Here is an 18167-nt window from a genome sequence, read left to right as displayed (position 1 = left end):
GGCTCTCGATGACATCCAACACCCTTCTGCGCGCCGCGCGGCGGACGTTCATCGCAGGTGCTGCGGCACTTATGGTTGGCGCGCTTGCCGTTCCGGCTTTCGTGACGCCGACGGTGGCTGCGGACGGACCGGCTTCGGTCGCCGATCTCGCCGAAGGCCTGCTCGGCGCGGTGGTCAACATCTCGACCTCGCAGACCGTGAAGGGCACGGAAGGTCCGGGCGCGGTGCCGATGCCGCAACTGCCGGAGGGCTCGCCGTTCCAGGATTTCTTCGACGATTTCTTCAAGAACCGTGGCGGCGACAAGGATGGCGGCTCGCAAAAGGTGCAGTCGCTGGGCTCCGGCTTCGTCGTCGATGCCGAGCAGGGCATTGTCGTGACCAATAATCACGTGATTGCCGATGCCGACGACATCGAGGTGAATTTCTCCGATGGCGTGACGCTGAAGGCGACGCTGGTCGGCACCGACACCAAGACCGACGTCGCGGTGCTCAAGGTCGACCCGAAGGGCCACAAGCTGACGGCGGTGAAGTTCGGCGATTCCAACAAGATGCGCGTCGGCGACTGGGTGATGGCGATCGGCAATCCGTTCGGCCTCGGCGGCACGGTGACGGTCGGCATCGTCTCGGCCCGCAACCGCGACATCAATTCCGGCCCCTATGACGACTTCATCCAGACCGACGCCGCCATCAACCGCGGCAATTCCGGCGGACCGTTGTTCAACAGCGTGGGTGAAGTCATCGGCATCAATACCGCGATCATCTCGCCGTCGGGCGGTTCGATCGGCATCGGCTTCTCCATCCCCTCGCAGATCGCCTCGGGCGTCGTCGACCAGTTGCGCCAGTTCGGCGAAACCCGCCGCGGCTGGCTCGGCGTGCGCATCCAGCCGGTGACCGACGACATCGCCGAAAGCCTCGGCATGGCGACCGCCAAGGGCGCGCTGGTTGCCGGCGTCATCAAGGGCGGACCGGTCGACAACGGAACAATTCTCGCCGGCGACGTCATCATCAAGTTCGACGGCAAGGACATTCATGAAATGCGCGACCTGCCGCGCGTCGTGGCGGAAAGCCCGGTCGGCAAGGCGGTCGACGTGATCATCGTGCGCAAGGGCGTCGAGCAGACGGTGAAGGTGACGCTCGGCCGGCTCGAGGACGGCGAGAAGCTCGCCAGCGGCGAAGACGGCACGACCGACGAGGACAAGGGTGGCGACAAGGCGCCGGCGGTGTCGACGGCTTCGGTGCTTGGCATGACCGTCGGCGAACTCAATGACGAGACGCGGACCAAGTTCGGCATCGCGGCCGATGTCTCGGGCGTCGTCATCACCGACGTCACCAAGGATTCGGCTGCGGCCGAGCGCGGTATCCAGGCCGGCGAGGTGATCACCGAGATCGCTCAGGAATCGGTCGCGACCCCGAAGGACGTCATGGACCGGATCGGCGCGCTGAAGGAACAGGGGCGCAAGAATGCGCTCTTGATGCTGGCGTCCAAGACCGGCGAGTTGCGGTTTGTCACGATCCGGATGGATTGAGTCCGGTCAGGCCTGCAACGATCTGATTTCGAAATGAAAAGGGCGGCTAGCGAGCCGCCCTTTTTCGTGCCTGCCAGTCCTTGCGCGATAGGGTGTGGAGGACATGCCGCTTGAGATGCGGGTGGCTGTCAGGGATGGACGGGTGGTCGAAATCGCGAACCGGATCAGGGCTCATGCCAAGACGCTCCATGACGGCCGTCGAGCGGCGGTTGGCCGCGACGGCGAAGGAGACGATTTCGTCGCGGTCAAGCGTTTCGAAGCCAAAGGCGAGCCAGGCTTCGGAGGCCTCGGTGACATAGCCCTTGCCCCAGAATTCCGGCGCCAGCCGCCAGCCGATCTCGATCGTATCGGAAGGCATGGACGGCACGTGATCGGTCTCCAAGAGGCCGACAAAGCCAATGCATTCGCCCGTCGCGGCAATCTCGGCGGCGGCAAAACCAAAGCCGTCCTCGGCGATCCAGCCCCGAAATTCGTCCATCTTGGCGTCCGTCTCGGCACGGTCGCGGCGGAACGGGAAGAACTCCATCACCCGCTCGTCCGAATTGATGCGATGGAAGAGCTCGCGGTCGCGTTCTTCCCAGTTGCGCAGGATCAGGCGTTCAGTGCGCATCGGTTTCATACGACGAATTCCTCCTGCCGGTAGCCCTGCACATAAAGAAGCGCGGTGAGATCGCCATGGTCGATGCGGACTTTGGCTTCGGCGGCGACGGTGGGTTTGGCGTGGAGCGCAACACCGGTGCCGGCAAGCCGGATCATGTCGAGATCGTTGGCGCCGTCGCCGACGGCAATGGCGTCGGCCGGCGTCAGGCCCAGGCGGGCCGAGATCTCGTTCAGCGCATCGGCCTTGGCGGCGCGGCCGAGGATCGGCTCGGCGACCAGGCCGGCAAAGCGCCCGTTTTCCTCGATCAGGCGGTTGGCGCGGTTTTCCTGGAAGCCGAGCATGTCCGCGATGCGGCTGGTGAACACGTCAAAGCCACCGGAGACGAGTGCCGTCCAGGCGCCATTGGCTCGCATCGTCTGCACCAGAGCGCGACCGCCCGACGCCAGTGTCAGGCGGTTGGCGATGATGCGGTCGACAACGGCGGTATCGAGGCCTTTCAGCAGTGCCACGCGTTCCCGTAAGGCGGGCTCGAAGGCGATCTCGCCATTCATCGAGCGCGCCGTGATGGCGGCAACGCGATCTTTGACGCCGATCTCGTCGGCCAGTTCGTCGATGCATTCCTGGTCGATCATGGTCGAATCCATGTCGGCGAGCAGTATTGTCTTGCGGCGCGTGTCGGCCTGCTGGACGATCACGTCGACAGGCTCGGAGGCGAGCGCAGCGCGCAAGGCGGCAATCGTCTCAGTGGTTTCAGCCCCTTCGGCCAACACCAGATCGCACGCAACGCCTTCACCCAGCCAGCGAACAGCGCTTGCGCCGACCGAGCGTGAGGCCATATTCGCAAGCGAGGCTGATACGGTGCGGCGGACGGGGTGGGACACAAGCGTGGCGATGAGCGGCATCGAAAATTCCAGCGGGCAGGCGGGCGAGGGCCGCGTGAAGAACGCGATCCTGATAGCCGGGCCGACCGCGAGCGGCAAGTCGGCCCTTGCGCTCGATCTCGCCGAGCGCAAGGGCGGTGTCATCGTCAACACCGATTCCATGCAGGGCTATTCGGTGCTCGATGTGCTGACGGCGCGGCCGAACGCGGCCGAACTTGGCCGCGCGCCGCACTTTCTCTACGGCCACGTGCATCCCTCCACCGCCTATTCCACCGGTGCCTGGCTGCGCGACGTGATGAAGCTGATCGATGACGGTACGCTTGCCCGGCGGCACGATGGCCCTCCCTTTGAGCGACCGGTGATTTTCGTCGGCGGCACCGGGCTTTATTTTCGCGCCCTTGCCGAGGGCATTTCGGAGATGCCGGACATTCCGCAGCAGGTGCGCGACCGCTGGCGCTACGAGTTGAAGGAGCAAGGCGCGGCCAAGCTGCATCGACTCCTGATGCACGAGGATTCGGCGGTTGCCATGCAGCTGAAGCCGACCGACGGCCAGCGTATCGTGCGGGCGCTGGAGGTGCTTGACGCCTCCGGCCGCTCCATTCTCGAATGGCAAGCGGCGCGTGGCCGGCCGCTGATCGACCGCGCCAGCGCGCGTTTCTTCGTCATCGAACCGGACCGCGCGGCCCTTGTCGAGCGGATTGAGAGCCGGTTCGACCGTATGCTCGATCTTGGCGCTGTCGATGAAGTCAAACGCCTTGTGGCGCTTGGCCTCGATCCTGATTTGCCGGCGATGAAGGCAATCGGCGTTCGCGAACTCTCGGCCGCGATGGCTGATAACATCAGCTTCCCTGAGGCCATCGAGCGCTGCAAGGCCGCGACGCGGCAATATGCCAAGCGGCAAACGACGTGGTTTCGCCATCAGCTGGGGCCGGAATGGCTAAGATTGCAGCCCGGCGACGACCCGAACACAGCGATTTGATTTTCCCGCTGCTAATGCAATTACAGAAACAGGATCCGGAATGAATATTCCCGTTCCGGTTGTCTGGGTTAACTGTCCGTAAGGCGCCGTCATGCCATAAATCAGGCAGGTACTTTTCCAACGGGGAGCAGATGCGTTTCCACAAGGCGGAATCCGCATTTTTCGTCTTTATTTTCGTGATCCTCGCTGCAGGCCTGGTGACACTTCATGCCTATGGTCTTTTGCAGGGCATCGCCGCCGACATGGATACGGCGTCCCGCATCGAGAGGATCGTCTACCTCAACAGGCTGCTGTTCATCACCGGTGTGCTTCTGGCGACGGCGCTGTTCTTCGGTGTGTTCTTCATCTACCCGCTGATCCGCAGACAGGCGACGGAAGAGGGCAAGCTGCGGGCGATGACGGTGTCGCTCAGCGCCCGTTCGGAAACGTTGCAGCATGCGGCGCTGACCGATGGTCTCACCGGCATGCAGAACCGGCGCTATTTCGACGATGCGCTGAAGGAATATCTCGAGGAATTCCGCCGCATCGAAAAGCCCGTCGGGCTGATGATCCTCGACCTCGACCATTTCAAGCAGGTCAATGACACGCATGGCCACGATGTCGGCGACGAAGTGCTGAGGGCAGTCGCCAATTGCCTCAAAGGTATGACTCGCTATCACGACGTGGTGGCGCGGCTCGGCGGCGAGGAGTTTGCCGTGGTCACGCCCAACATGGATGCGGAGTTGCTGGGGAAATTCGCTGAACGCATCCGCAAGGCGATTGCCAACATGTCGGTGCTGTCGGGCAATGTCCGCCTCAAGATCACCACCAGCGTCGGACTTGCTGTGTGGGACCGGAAGGAAACGGCCGAGGAATTTTACCGCCGCGCCGACCGCCAGCTCTATGAGGCGAAGAGGCAGGGCCGCAACCGCGTCTGCGCCTAAAATCCCGAAGAAGAATTCAAGAGGCCGGTTGCCTGACGCGGCTTTCTCGACTTCCGGCCTTCGCCGGCCGAAGCGCTCATGAGGTGGTGCGGCAGTTATGGCTACGGCCGGCGTAGGCCGGTGCTCACGGACTAAATGTCCGCTGCGCTCCGGCTTCTCGAAAGCCACGTCATTCAATCCGGCCTGATGAATTCCCTTTCGGGATTTACCCAAGCGGGTCGACGAAGCCGCAATCTCGTTCGATGCGGCTTGGCGGTCGGTTGCGCGGCCTTCCAGAGAATCTGATTTAGGACTAATCGCTTTGCGAGCGCATGCCGAAGGTGGCGGGCTTCAGGCCGTAGCGCATGTCGAAATCGTCGTCTGGCTGGACGCGCGGCGCTGGCGGCTTGCGGTAATCTGGATCGCCGGCCTGGCGGCCGGTATCCACGACCTCGGCGAAGGCCATCTGCTGCTGAGGCTTCGGCACGTTGCGCAGCCGCTCGACGATCGCGGCGAGATCGACATCGCCGTCGACATCCGACTCCAGATCGTCGCGCTTGGCTGTGCCGGGGATCAGCTCCTGCGCGAGCTTTTCGAATTTCAGCCGCATGGTCGTCGCTACGCCTTCACCGAAGGCGATGGCTTCGCGCTGACCCATGGAAGACAGGAAGGCCAGCGTCGAGGCGGAGGAATCGGCGATCGCCGAGCGGATGATTGCCTGGTCCTGCTCGTTGGCCAGGCGCATGGCAAAGAAGGTCGAGCATTGCGACAGGATGGTCGGATCAAGTTCGCCCGGACGCTGGGTGACGACGCCGAGATAGCAGCCATATTTGCGGCCTTCCTTGGCGATGCGCGATAATGCATGCCTTGTCGGCGCGAAGCCGAGCCGCGGATCGGCCGGCATGTAGCGATGCGCTTCCTCGCACAGCAGCAAAAGTTTCAGCCGGCCTTCGCTCCACAGAGCGAGGTCGAAGGCGAGGCGCGCCAGCACCGAACAGACGGAGTTGACCACTTCGGACGGCATGCCGGCCATCTCGAAGCAGGTCACCGGGCGGCCATGATGCGGCACCCGGAAAATGTTGCCGATCGTCTCGTGGATCGTGTCCTCGATCAGTCGCGAATTGAACATGAAGCGATAGCGCGGGTCGGATGCGGCCGACTCGATGCGCGTCTTCAGCGATTTCAGCGTCGGGCGGTCGTTCTTGCTTTCCAGGAGGCCCATGCGCTCGTCGATCTGCTTGATGAGATCGACCATGCGGTAGGGCACCGGCGTGTCGGCGGTCAGCGCATCGCTGCCGCGCCGCACATAGGAGCCGGAATTCGGGTTGCGGTAGAGATTCTTGGCGGCGGGGATCAGGTCACGCAGCACATCGACCTCTTCCGGCACGACCTCTCGGCCGCGAAACAGCACCTCGGCGAATTCCTCCAGCCTGAACATCCAGAACGGCAAATCGAGCGTCTTGGAGTCCACCTTGACGCAGAATTCCGGCAGCGACGCGGCGAATTCATTGTGAGGATCGAGGATGAGGATGCGCAAATCGGGCCGGGCGGCGATCGACTTGCGCAAGAGCAGCGAGACCGCCGTGGATTTGCCGACGCCTGTCGTGCCGACAATGGCGAAGTGGCGCGCCAGCGTGTCGTCGATGGCAATGTTGGCGTCGATCGCCTCGTCCTGCGACAGCGTGCCGATGGTGATCGAATGACGCCCGGCGAGGTCATAGACCGCCTGCAGGTCGCGGCTGCGGATGCGGTGGGCAATGGCGCCGATATGCGGATAGGTGGTGATGCCGCGGTCGAAAATCGGGCGGTCGCCGGGTTCGGCGCCGTCGCGCACCTCGCCGATCAACTCGATGTTCACCTCGATCGGGTTCTGCCCCTCATTGCTCCAGGCGCGATCCGACTTGCCGATCTCATAGACCAGGCCAACCGTGCGCGATGTCCCGAGGTTGATGGAGATCATCTTGCCGACCGTCCACAGGCCGGTGACCGCCCCTTCGATGTCGTCGGCGTAGGCGCTGATTGTGGCGCGGGCGCCGTCGCACTGCACGACATTGCCCAGAATGCGCTTGTCGTTCTGCTCGGCGCGGCGGCGCTCCTGCGAGGTCGGTTCGCCGACGGAGGCTTCGCGCTCGACAAACATACAGTCCTATCCCCATTTCCGTGGAGCGTTGACCCTACACAAATGGGGTTAAGGTGGCGTGATGCGGGATGGTGTAGCAGGCGTTAACCCGTTAGCGAAAATTCAACCGACCGGCCTCTTCCTCAGTGCAGGAATTTCGATATATTGGACGAATGACTGATATAGCGAATGATGTATCCGCCACGATCGGCAAAAGAATCCACGCCGAAAGAACCTTGCGCAACTGGTCGCTGGCAGAGCTGGCGGGCCGCTCCGGCGTCTCCAAAGCCATGCTCAGCACAATCGAGCGGGGCATGACCAGCCCGACCGCGGCGCTCTTGGTGCGCATCGCCGCCGCCTTCGGCATGACGCTGTCGACGCTGATTGCGCGCGCCGAGCAGCAAGGCGGCGGCCTGCTGCGCGAAAGCGAGCAGCCGGTGTGGCGAGATCCCGGCACCGGTTACGTCCGGCGGCATCTGTCGCCGGTCTCCGACATGCCGCTCGAACTGATCCGGGTGCAGCTGCCGGCCGGCGCCAAGGTAAGCTTTCCGGCAGCGTCCTACGCCTTCATCAAGCAGCAGATGTGGCTGATCTCCGGGCGGCTTGAGTTTACCGAGGGCGATGTCGTGCACAGTCTCGAGCCCGGCGACTGCCTGGCGCTCGGCGCGCCGTCGGACTGCACGTTCCACGCCGTCGGGCCGCAGCCCGCCGACTATCTGGTCGCGCTGGTCAGGGGCTGAGGTCGTGGCAAGACGTCCCAAGCGCTCCGATAATGGCGGACCGCCGCTCGACGACTACAAGGGCCCGCCATGGGGCAAGGGCGATCCATACATCTTCCTCGCCTGGCAAGCAGCGCACGCCAAGGCGTGGAAGGCGCCGAGCCGTGACGTCATGCTGATGCGCATGGAGAAGGCCGAACGGCTCGGCCTGACCTACGAGGAATACACGCTCGAAATCCTCGAACGCGGGCTGCACCTGCAGCCGAAAGATGCCGATCGCATCGCCGCGATCAAGGCAGGACGAAAACGGCGCCGCGTCGCGCGTCTGGATTAGCAAGGGACATCGCGTATGAGTTCCATCGAAATCAAGGTCCTGACCCGTGACGCCGCAACGCTAGCCGCGCTGGTCGACACTCTGATCGAGACGGTCGCGGCCGGCGGCTCGGTCAGCTTCATGCATCCCTTGTCCCGGCAGGCGGCGGAAGGCTTCTGGGACCAGTCGCTGACGGCTGCGGAGAGAGGTGAAAGGGTGGTGCTCGGCGCCTGGGCCGGCGATGCTCTCCTCGGCACCGTGACCTTGCTGCTCGACTTTCCGGTCAACCAGCCGCACCGCGCCGAGATAGCCAAATTGATGACCCGGCTCGCACATCGCGGCAAGGGCGTAGCGAGCCGGCTGATGAGCGCCGCGGAAACCCTCGCCGCCGAGAAAGGCCGCACGCTGCTGGTGCTGGACACCGCGACGGAAGAGGGCGCTTCGGGCCTCTACGAAAAACTTGGCTTCACGCTCACCGGCGAAATACCGGACTTTGCCCTGAAGCCGCATGGTGGCCTGACCGGCACGCTCATCTACTGGAAGCGGATCGGCCAGTCCGCCTAACCCTTGTGGTGAACCTGCTGCAGTCCGTAGACCGGCGTTGCAATGCCTTCCATGCGCGCCTTCAGCTGCAGCGACAGGAACTGCGAATAGTGGCGTGACTGATGCAGGTTGCCGCCATGGAACCACAACGCCTCCTGCTGCGTCGGCTTCCACATGTTGCGCAATTCGCCTTCCCAGGGACCGGGATCCTTGGTGGTGTTGGAGCCAAGGCCCCAGCATTTGCCGACCTTGTCTGCGACCTCCCGTGAGATCAAATCGGCCGCCCAGCCATTCATCGAGCCGTAGCCGGTGGCGTAGACAATGAGATCGGCCGGCAATTCGGATCCGTCGCTGAGCAGCACCGAGTGCGCCTTGACCTCCTTCACCTCGACGCCGCTCTTCAATTTGATCGAGCCGTCGATGATCAGGTCGGAAGCGCCGACATCGATGTAGTAGCCCGAGCCGCGCCTCAGATACTTCATGAACAGGCCGGAGCCGTCGTCGCCCCAGTCGAGCATGAAGCCGGCTTTCTCCAGGCCTTTGTAGAAGCTGGCGTCGCGCTTCTTCATCTCCGCATAGGCCGGGATCTGGAATTCGTGCAGGATCTTGTAGGGCAGGGAGGCGAAGACAAGGTCGGCCTTGGCGGTGGTCATGCCGCTCTCGACCGCCTTTTCCGAATAGAGCGAGCCCAGCCCGATCTCCATCAGCGTGTCCGACTTGACGATATGCGTGGTCGAGCGCTGCACCATGGTGACGTCGGCGCCGGCCTCCCAAAGGGCGGCCGCGATATCGTGGGCGGAGTTGTTCGAACCGATGATGACGGCCTTCTTGCCGACATAGGCGTCGGGGCCGGGATGTTTCGAGGAGTGATGCTGGTCGCCCTTGAAGCTTTCCATGCCCTTGAAGTTCGGCATGTTGGCCTTGCCGGACTGGCCCGTGGCCAGCACCAGTTGCTTCGGCTTCAGCGTGATGTCCTTGCCGTCGCGGCGCACGACAACCGTCCATTCCTTCTTCTTGTCGTCATAGACAGCGCTCTTGGCCTCGCTCGAGGACCAGTAGTTCAGCTCCATCACCTTGGCGTACATTTCCAGCCAGTCGCCAATCTTGTCCTTGGGCGCGAAGACCGGCCAGTTCCTGGGAAAATCGATATAGGGCAGATGGTCGTACCAGACGGGGTCGTGCAGGCAGAGCGACTTGTAGCGCCTGCGCCAGCTGTCGCCGGCGCGCTCGTTCTTCTCGACGATGATGGTCGGCACGCCGAGCTGCCGCAGCCGCGCGCCGAGCGCGATGCCGCCCTGGCCGCCGCCGATGATCAGCGTGTAGGGCTGCGTCTTGAAGCCGAGTTCGGCGGCTTCCTTCTCGCGCTCCTCCTTCCAGGTCGGCCGGTTCTTGCCATGGCCGTGCTTGGCGCCGAGCGGGCGGTCGAAGCCGGCCGGTTCCTCATGGCCCTTGAGCTCGACCATGGTGGTGAGCAGCGTCCAGATCTTGCCGTCCTTCAGCCTGATATGGCCGAAGCCGCGCGCCACCGCTGTCTCGAAGCTGATCCAGCCGTCCAGCACGCCGTCGCTTTCGCTCGCGTCCTCGCCCTTGGCGATCGCCCAGTTCGACGGTTTGGTCTTCGCCAACTGGCTGACCAGCATGTCGCGCACCTGATCGCGGCCCTCCATCGTCTTGATGTTCCAGGTGAAGGTGACGAGATCGCGCCAGTAACAATCCTCCTGAAAGCAGGCGACGGCCTTGTCGATATCGCCGGCGCTGAGTGCTGCGCCGAATGTATCGAGCAGGTCGGAAAGCTTCTTATTGGGGGCCTTGTCGAGCATTGAATTTTCCTCCGCGATTTTTCCTGGCCGCCTGTAGCGAGCGGAACCCTGCCGAAGCTTGACGTCCGGCTTTGCGCAGTATCGTGGCAAATCATGCGCCGCGTCACGTCGTCCAATAGTTTGGCGCGTATTCAGGGACTTATCGGGAAATCGGGGCGCCGAAGACCGTTGCGAACCAGCAGCGGACCGCTTCCTCGGCTGGGCTGAGATGGGCGCCGGAAGGGGCGGTCAGATAGTGGCCGGCGCCGCCCGACAGGGCAAAATCGGACAGGGCCACGAGCGATCCGTCGCGCAGCGCCGCATCAGCCAGTGGGCGTGAGCCGAGCACCATGCCGGCGCCGTGCTTCGCCGCCTCGAGCGCGGCGACGAAACTGTCGAATTTGTGCGCCGGCGCTATGGCGGGCTTCATGCGCGCGGCGGCGAACCATTCGCCCCACATTTCGCGCGCGCCGACGACCGTAAGTCGCGGCAATGCCGTCCAATCGGGGATCCTGGCGAGGTCGGGCGCCGCCATCGGCGTCAAGGCTTCGCGGGTCAGGCGGTCGGCCTGCCGTCCGGGGAAGGAACCGGAGCCGGTGCCGAAGCGGATGTCGAGCCCGCCAGAGCGCTCGCCATAGTCGGCCGGGGTGTGGATGGTCTCGATCTGCAGTTGGACGAAGGGCAGGTCGCTCGCCATTTGCGCCAACTTCGGCGCGATCATCAGCACGGCAAAGGAGATCGGCGAGCGGATCGTCACGCTCTGGATGGTCCTCGGTTCGAACAGCTCGCGCGTGCTGTTGGCAATCACGGCGAAGGCCGATTGCAAATGCGGCAGGTAGGCAGCGGCCTGCGGCGTCAAGTCCACGCCGCGCGCCAGGCGGATGAACAGGGGATGCTTCAGCCGCTCTTCGAGTGAGCGGATGTGCTGGCTGACGGCCGCCTGGGTCAATCCGAGTTCGGCCGCGGCGGCGGTGAAATTCGACAGCCGCGCGGCGGCCTCGAAACTGCGCAGCCAATCGAGTGGCGGCAAGGGCAGGGTTGATTGAGGCATAAGTGGTTTATGGTCTTTGGCCGCAAAATGATAATTTGAATTATGCCTGCTGCGCCTTCACCATGCAATCGGAACCCTGCGGACCTCGCTGCGGGGCGAAAGCGGACAGGAACGGATTTCATGCTCACCCACGCGCTGATCGGCGACGAAGGCAAAACAATAGACCTTGGCTGGAAGGATGGGACGCGCACCCGCTTTCACGCCATGTGGCTGCGCGACAATGCGCTGGACGACAAGACGCGCAGCGCCGGCAACGGCCAGCGGCGGATCACCATTCTCGACATTCCGGCGCAAACGCGGATCGGCACTGCGGCGATCAAGGGCGATGCGCTCGAAATCAGCTTCGTGCCCGAGCAGAAAACCGTCAGCTTTCCAGCGGCGTGGCTGAGCGCCAACGCCTATGATCGCGATGCCGCCCGCCATCCCGGCTGGACAGGCGAGGGCACGGTGCGATGGATCAAGGCCTCGATGCAGAACTCGTTGCCGCGCGCGGGCTACGTCGCTGCCAGCCGTGACCGCGCGGTGCTCAGGCAATGGTTGTCGGCGGTGAAGACCTATGGCTTCGCGGTGATGGATGACCTGCCGGCCGAATCCGGGGCACTGTGCAAAGTCTCCGATCTGTTCGGCTATATCAGGGAAACCAATTACGGCCGTTGGTTCGAAGTGCGCGCCGAGGTCAATCCGACCAATCTGGCCTACACCAATCTCGGCCTTCAGGCGCACACCGACAATCCCTATCGCGATCCGGTGCCGACGCTGCAAATCCTGTCCTGCATCGAGAATACGGTTGAAGGCGGCGAATCCAGCGTCGTCGACGGGTTTGCCGTCGCGGCCGCCTTGCAGGCCGAGAACCCCGAAGGTTTTCGTCTGTTGAGTTCATATCCGGCGCGCTTCGAATTTGCCGGCTCGTCGGGCGTGCGATTGCAGGCCAAGCGGCCGATGATCGAGCTTGGGCCGGACGGCGAACTCATCGCCATCCGCTTCAACAACCGTTCGCTGGCGCCGACCGTCGATGTGCCCTTCGCCGACATGGAAGCCTACTACGCCGCCTATCGCCGGTTCGCCGAACTGATCGAGGATCCGTCCTTCGAAGTGACCTTCAAGCTCGAGGCGGGGCAGGCCTTCATCGTCGACAACACCCGCGTCATGCATGCCCGCAAGGCGTTCTCCGGGACCGGCAAGCGCTGGCTGCAGGGCTGCTACGCCGACAAGGACGGCCTGTTGTCGACGCTGGCGGCAATCGAACACGGCTTCAAGGAGGCCGCGGAATGAGCGGCCAGGATCTGAACGCGGACAACATCGTCGAATTCATCGCCGACATTTTTGAGCGCCGGGGTGCGGAATCCTATCTCGGCGAGCCCGTCACCATGTCGGAGCACATGTTGCAGGGCGCCTGGTTTGCCGAAAAGGACGGCGCGCCGGATGTGCTGGTGGCGGCGGCGCTGCTGCATGACATCGGCCACTATACCAGCGAGTTCGGCACCTATTCGCCCGACGATGTCGAGGACAAGCACCATGATGAAGCCGGCGGCGAGGTGCTGGCGCCGTTCTTTCCGACTGTCATCGTCGAATGCGTCCGGCTGCATGTCGCCGCCAAGCGCTATCTCTGCGCCACTGACCCGACCTATTTCGGCAGACTGTCGCAGGCCTCGGTCCACACGCTGTCGCTGCAGGGCGGGCCGATGAACCCGCAAGAGGTGGCCGAGTTCCGCAAGAACCCGTTTCACGAGGAAGCGGTGCGAGTCCGCATCTGGGACGAGGCCGGCAAGGTGGCCAACATGAAGACGCGGACGTTTCGCGACTACGTGCCGCTGCTGCAGCGGGTCGTCCGCGACTTCGCCAATCGCACCTGATCAGCGGGCCGGGAGCACAGCCATGTGTTTCCGCTTCGACGGCGAAAGTGCGTTGGCCTACCGGCCTAAAGCCTAGGAGCGACGGCCCTGCCGCGACTGCCTCATCGCCGGTCGGTATCAGCGGCGAGTCTGCCAGTCTTGCCGCTGCCGACTGGCTCTGGCTCCCCCGACGTGGCGCCCGTTCACCGTCTTGCCGTTGCACCCGTTCCGATGTATTAGCCGCGCCCAATCAGCGGCACCCTTTTCATCTTGCCGCACCCTTACCGCAACGCTTTTGAAGGAGGCGACGATGAGATCACGTTCACGCATTTCGCGCCTCCGCTGGCGGCAGGCAGGCTGAGCGCCTTTTCGGCCTATCCATTTCCTGACGATCTGAGAGCCGTGCCGCGAGGTGCGGCAGCGGTTACCGGCCGAAGGCGCTCCACATCGACATGCATCAAATGCCCTGGCGAAGTCGTGGCAAAACGGTTGGAGCTGGCAGCTTTCGCCGATGATGACGGCTGCCCACAACCTCGAGATGCATCTTTGCAACGGCCTCCTAGGTCATTGTAAACATTAAAGGAATGGCTCTTGCGTCGAGAACCCCGCAGGCGTAGTGACGCCGCCCATTCGTAACCCGTTATCCCCAAGAGGAGACCTGTCCATGTCACGGCAATCCAGATCGACACATTCCGTGCCGGCGCTGGAATTGCGCGCGGCTGACAGGGTTCCAATCGGGAAGAACGGCCATGGCCAGGTCCATGATACAGCTCAGGCAGGATGCCGAGCGCCAACGCATTGAAGCATATCAGGCATCGCTGCAGCGGGTTTCCGCCGCGCCGCGTCCCGCTCCGGATTTCGAGCGGGCGATCGAGGAAGCACACCGCGGCTTCGGCATGGCGGTCCGCGATGGCAAGTTGTGGCGACCGAAGCTGAAGACGCGCGACCCTGCGCGTCTGCGGCTGGCCGCGGCGCGTCACCTCTACGCGATCTACCCTGTTCCTGCCGCGCTCGAAGCCATCTGGCTCGACAGTTCGGGGCTCGATGCCAACGAGATCAAGCTGCGCAAGGCCTGGTACATCGCGGCTGCGGGTGGCAACTCGCTCTACAAGGCGGGCGCCAGTGCGTGGCTGTCGCGCAAGGAGGTGCATTGCTTCCTAAACGTATCCGGCGAGTTCGGCTTCGAGGAGGCGTTCTGGTTCGCGATCGTGCGGTCCTACACTGGCGATATCGGGCTGGCGGCACGGCTTGCGCGCACCAAGATCGCGCGCACGCCGCGCAGCGATCTCGCTTTCTGGCGCGAAGTGGCGCGCTTCTTCTGCGAGCATCCGGCGTCGAAGGAGGAGATCGACGATCTCTGCGATTTCCTCGGCGCCAGGCACCGGCGCGACCGAGCTTATAGCCTGAAAGGCCGTACGCTTGGCTCGTTGCGCCGGCAGATGGTGGACTGGCACCGCGACCTTGCCGCGATCGAGCGCATCGAGGCGATGCGCCGGCGGGCAGAAGCTCGGGCCAGGCCGGCTGCCGGCGCACCGGCGCAGACCAACGCCTGGCCCGGCTCGCGCCTGCAGGACTGGGAGTGGCGTCCCCAGCCCAAGGAGGCGAAAGTGTACGGCGAGTGGTTCTCCATCCGCCAGCTGAAGACGGCCGAGGATCTCGTTGCCGAGAGCCGGGCTATGCATCACTGCGTCTCGATGTATGCCGCCAAATGCATTGCCGGCTACGCCTCGATCTGGACGCTGCGGCGCAAGGCACTGGGCAAGACCGATCGGCTGCTGACGATCGAGCTCGACCAGCAGCATCGCGCGGTGCAGGTGCGCGGTTTCGGCAATCGTCTGGCAACGCCGGAAGAGCGCAGGATCCTCGAGCGCTGGGCCAAGGCGAAGGCCGTGACGCTTGGTGCCTGATAAAAGTGAATCCGCGCGGCCCAAAAGGCCGCGCGGATTGCCCGTTGACATCCGCGCAAAACCAATTCTATTGTCCGCGACGATGAAAAAGGCACTCATTCTCGTAGGAAAGCGCGTGGGCAAGGCGGTGTAACCGCCGGGCGAAAACCTCCCATGCGCAACACACAGGCTCCCTCGGGGGCCTTTTTTATTGCCCGAAACACGACTAAACGACCAGCAATCGCCCAATGGCGGACAGTACGGGACAGGACCGATGAGCAACGGACAGAGTGAGCGGCGTGAAATGACTGGCGCCGAAATGGTGGTGCAGGCGCTGAAGGACAATGGCGTCAAGCATGTCTTCGGTTATCCCGGCGGCGCGGTGCTTCCGATCTACGACGAAATCTTCCAGCAGGACGAGGTCGAGCACATTCTGGTCCGCCACGAGCAGGGCGCCGGTCATGCCGCTGAAGGCTATGCGCGCTCGACCGGCAAGGCCGGTGTGCTTCTGGTGACGTCGGGGCCGGGCGCCACCAATGCGGTGACGCCGCTGCAGGACGCGCTGATGGATTCGATACCTCTGGTCTGCCTGACCGGACAGGTGCCGACCTCGCTGATCGGCTCAGACGCCTTCCAGGAGTGCGACACGGTCGGCATCACGCGCCCCTGCACCAAGCACAACTGGCTGGTGAAGGATGTCAACGAACTCGCCGCCACCATCCACGAGGCTTTTCATGTCGCCACGACGGGCCGTCCCGGCCCGGTGGTGGTTGATATCCCGAAGGACGTGCAGTTCGCCAAGGGTATCTACGTGCCGCCGCAGACGGCGCCGCGCACCAGCTATCAGCCGAAGGTCCAGGGCGACCTGGAAAAGATCAAGGCAGCCGTCGAATTGATGGCCGGCGCGAAGAAGCCGATCATCTATTCGGGCGGCGGCGTCATCAATTCCGGCCCGGAAGCCAGCCATCTGCTGCGCGAACTGGTCGATCTCACCGGTTTCCCCATCACCTCGACGCTGATGGGGCTCGGCGCCTATCCGGCATCGGGCAAGAACTGGATGGGCATGCTGGGCATGCACGGCACCTATGAAGCCAACATGGCGATGCATGATTGCGACGTGATGATCTGCATCGGCGCACGTTTCGACGACCGTATCACCGGACGGCTGACCGCGTTCTCGCCGAACTCGAAGAAGGTCCACATCGACATCGATCCGTCGTCGATCAACAAGAACGTCCACACCGACGTGCCGATCATCGGTGATGTCGGCCGCGTGCTGGAAGACATGGTGCGGCTGTGGCGGGCAAGCGCCAAGGCCGACAAGAAGGCGCTCTATCCCTGGTGGGAGCAGATCGCCAAATGGCGCGCGCGCGATTCACTCGCCTACAAGATGAACAACGACGTGATCATGCCGCAATACGCTATCCAGCGGCTCTACGCGCTGACCAAGGACATGGACACCTACATCACCACCGAGGTCGGCCAGCACCAGATGTGGGCGGCGCAGCACTATCATTTCGAGAAGCCGAACCGCTGGATGACATCCGGTGGCCTTGGCACGATGGGCTATGGCCTGCCGGCAGCACTCGGCGTGCAGATCGCGCATCCCGATGCACTGGTCATCGACATTGCCGGCGACGCCTCGGTGCAGATGACGATGCAGGAGATGAGCGCTGCGGTGCAGCACAATGCGCCGATCAAGATCTTCATCCTCAACAACCAGTATATGGGCATGGTGCGCCAGTGGCAGCAGCTGCTGCACGGCAACCGTCTGTCGCATTCCTACACCGAGGCGATGCCGGACTTCGTCAAGCTGGCCGACGCCTATGGCGGCCATGGCATTCGCTGCGAGAAGCCGGACGAGCTCGACGATGCGATCAAGGAGATGATCTCGGTCAAGAAGCCGGTGCTGTTCGACTGCCGCGTGGCGAACCTCGCCAACTGCTTCCCGATGATCCCGTCGGGCAAGGCGCATAATGAAATGCTCCTGCCGGACGAGGCGACCGACGAAGCGGTGGCCAACGCCATCGACGCCAAGGGCAGGGAACTGGTCTAGGGCATGATGCCGAAAAGTGTGAAGCGGTTTTCGGGCGACATCATGCCCCATCGATAACACAAGCCGAGGCAGGGCTTGTCGAAAGAAGCCGTGCGCAAACAGAGAATTAGCTCAAAAGTCTGAAATCGAGATTCACGTCATGAACGCACAGCTTCAACCGACCGGTTCGGCCTATTTCATCGCCAAGGAAACGGAAAAGCCGGAGAACCACACGCTCTCTGTGCTGGTCGACAATGAGCCGGGCGTGCTTGCCCGGGTCATCGGCCTTTTCTCCGGCCGCGGCTACAACATCGAAAGCCTGACCGTCTCCGAGACCGAGCACGAGAAGCATCTGTCGCGCATCACCATCGTGACGCGCGGCACGCCGCATGTGCTGGAGCAGATCAAGCATCAGCTCGAGCGCATCGTGCCGGTGCACCGCGTCGTCGATCTCACCGTGCGCTCGCACGAGTTCGGCCAGGAGCGGCCGCTGGAGCGGGAACTTGCGCTGGTCAAGGTCGCCGGCACCGGCGAGGCCCGTGTCGAGGCGCTGCGTCTCGCGGATGCCTTCCGCGCCTCGGTCATCGACGCCAACACCGAGCACTTCATCTTCGAGATCACCGGCAAGGGCACCAAGATCGACCAGTTCATCGCCATCATGAAGCCGCTCGGCCTGGTCGAAATCTGCCGCACCGGCGTGGCGGCGCTGAACCGCGGCCCGCAGGGGATGTAGGCATTCATACGAAGTTCAAGTTCTGCATTGCCCATGCTTGGGTGACGATGACAGTCCTAGTCGGACGAACCCGTGAATGGGTCGCCTTTGCGGATGATCCAGAGAAATTTTGGAACTGGGTCTTGTACTACGCTCTAAACATCCTCCTCTTTGGTGGCTTCTTTGGGCACTGAAGTATCGCTGTTGAGACTGATCTCTCGAACTCATCCGATCAGGCGCGCCGGGGATATCAGTCGTCGGGTCGCGTC

The 18167-nt window shown here is 63.3% G+C and carries 16 protein-coding genes; 11 read left to right on the top strand and 5 right to left on the bottom strand.

The window, feature by feature from the left end:
- The first annotated feature begins 8 nt into the window (after positions 1–8).
- The gene (locus tag AC1D1N_RS08600) at positions 9–1526 is read left to right on the top strand and encodes a DegQ family serine endoprotease (RefSeq protein WP_477347888.1); all 1518 of its coding nucleotides are present in this window, start codon (positions 9–11) and stop codon (positions 1524–1526) included.
- Positions 1527–1572: 46 nt separating this feature from the next.
- On the opposite strand, the gene AC1D1N_RS08595 is transcribed toward AC1D1N_RS08600, so the two are convergent.
- Positions 1573–2145 (bottom strand): GNAT family N-acetyltransferase, encoded by a 573-nt coding sequence (locus AC1D1N_RS08595; RefSeq protein ID WP_477347886.1) that lies wholly within the window; start codon positions 2143–2145, stop codon positions 1573–1575.
- Positions 2142–3029, bottom strand: coding sequence for a phosphoserine phosphatase SerB (serB, locus tag AC1D1N_RS08590; protein ID WP_477347884.1), 888 nt, complete (start codon positions 3027–3029; stop codon positions 2142–2144). Before serB ends, AC1D1N_RS08595 begins: the two co-directional genes overlap by 4 nt.
- Between serB and miaA the strand changes: the two genes are divergently transcribed.
- On the top strand, positions 3019–3987 hold the full coding sequence (gene miaA / locus AC1D1N_RS08585; RefSeq protein WP_477347882.1) for a tRNA (adenosine(37)-N6)-dimethylallyltransferase MiaA: 969 nt from the start codon (positions 3019–3021) through the stop codon (positions 3985–3987). The two genes, serB and miaA, sit on opposite strands and share 11 nt — an antisense overlap.
- A 131-nt stretch (positions 3988–4118) precedes the next feature.
- Complete coding sequence (locus AC1D1N_RS08580) at positions 4119–4910, top strand: GGDEF domain-containing protein (RefSeq protein ID WP_112560450.1); 792 nt, start codon at positions 4119–4121, stop codon at positions 4908–4910.
- 292 nt (positions 4911–5202) lie between these two features.
- Here the strand turns inward: AC1D1N_RS08580 and AC1D1N_RS08575 are convergent, their stop codons facing one another.
- Complete coding sequence (locus AC1D1N_RS08575) at positions 5203–7029, bottom strand: ATP-binding protein (RefSeq protein ID WP_477347880.1); 1827 nt, start codon at positions 7027–7029, stop codon at positions 5203–5205.
- Positions 7030–7181: 152 nt separating this feature from the next.
- Between AC1D1N_RS08575 and AC1D1N_RS08570 the strand changes: the two genes are divergently transcribed.
- Genes AC1D1N_RS08570 through AC1D1N_RS08560 form a run of 3 tightly spaced genes read left to right on the top strand, consistent with a single transcriptional unit; the run spans position 7182 to position 8604 of the window.
- Positions 7182–7748, top strand: a complete 567-nt coding sequence (locus AC1D1N_RS08570) for a helix-turn-helix domain-containing protein (protein WP_477347878.1) — start codon at positions 7182–7184, stop codon at positions 7746–7748.
- Between the two features lie 4 nt (positions 7749–7752).
- Positions 7753–8061, top strand: a complete 309-nt coding sequence (locus AC1D1N_RS08565; protein WP_112560453.1) for a hypothetical protein — start codon at positions 7753–7755, stop codon at positions 8059–8061.
- Between the two features lie 15 nt (positions 8062–8076).
- Positions 8077–8604 carry a GNAT family N-acetyltransferase gene (locus tag AC1D1N_RS08560; protein ID WP_477347876.1) on the top strand — a complete coding sequence of 176 codons (528 nt, stop codon included), beginning with the start codon at positions 8077–8079 and terminating at the stop codon, positions 8602–8604.
- Here AC1D1N_RS08560 and AC1D1N_RS08555 read toward each other — a convergent pair.
- Together AC1D1N_RS08555 and AC1D1N_RS08550 are read right to left on the bottom strand one after the other, a co-directional pair.
- The gene (locus AC1D1N_RS08555; protein WP_477347874.1) at positions 8601–10403 is read right to left on the bottom strand and encodes an NAD(P)-binding domain-containing protein; all 1803 of its coding nucleotides are present in this window, start codon (positions 10401–10403) and stop codon (positions 8601–8603) included. The genes AC1D1N_RS08560 and AC1D1N_RS08555 overlap by 4 nt on opposite strands.
- A 139-nt stretch (positions 10404–10542) precedes the next feature.
- Positions 10543–11433, bottom strand: coding sequence for a LysR family transcriptional regulator (locus tag AC1D1N_RS08550; RefSeq protein WP_477347872.1), 891 nt, complete (start codon positions 11431–11433; stop codon positions 10543–10545).
- A 120-nt stretch (positions 11434–11553) separates the two neighbouring features.
- On the opposite strand from AC1D1N_RS08550, the gene tmpA reads away from it, so the two are divergent.
- The 5 genes from tmpA to ilvN all read left to right on the top strand — a co-directional run bounded on the left by tmpA (position 11554) and on the right by ilvN (position 17919).
- Positions 11554–12705, top strand: coding sequence for a 2-trimethylaminoethylphosphonate dioxygenase (gene tmpA / locus AC1D1N_RS08545; protein WP_477347870.1), 1152 nt, complete (start codon positions 11554–11556; stop codon positions 12703–12705).
- Positions 12702–13286 (top strand): (R)-1-hydroxy-2-trimethylaminoethylphosphonate oxygenase, encoded by a 585-nt coding sequence (tmpB, locus tag AC1D1N_RS08540; RefSeq protein ID WP_477347868.1) that lies wholly within the window; start codon positions 12702–12704, stop codon positions 13284–13286. Before tmpA ends, tmpB begins: the two co-directional genes overlap by 4 nt.
- 728 nt (positions 13287–14014) lie before the next feature.
- Positions 14015–15172: a PcfJ domain-containing protein gene (locus AC1D1N_RS08535; RefSeq protein WP_477347866.1), complete on the top strand. Its 1158-nt coding sequence runs from the start codon at positions 14015–14017 to the stop codon at positions 15170–15172.
- A 253-nt stretch (positions 15173–15425) separates the two neighbouring features.
- The gene (locus AC1D1N_RS08530) at positions 15426–17207 is read left to right on the top strand and encodes an acetolactate synthase 3 large subunit (protein ID WP_477347864.1); all 1782 of its coding nucleotides are present in this window, start codon (positions 15426–15428) and stop codon (positions 17205–17207) included.
- A gap of 139 nt (positions 17208–17346) precedes the next feature.
- On the top strand, positions 17347–17919 hold the full coding sequence (gene ilvN, locus AC1D1N_RS08525) for an acetolactate synthase small subunit (protein ID WP_379096145.1): 573 nt from the start codon (positions 17347–17349) through the stop codon (positions 17917–17919).
- The last annotated feature ends 248 nt before the right edge of the window (positions 17920–18167 follow it).

It is taken from the genome of Mesorhizobium sp. P2_B5, assembly GCF_056404775.1.
Note: the sequence above shows the minus strand (reverse complement) of the source record. Positions and strands in the feature narration are given on the sequence as shown.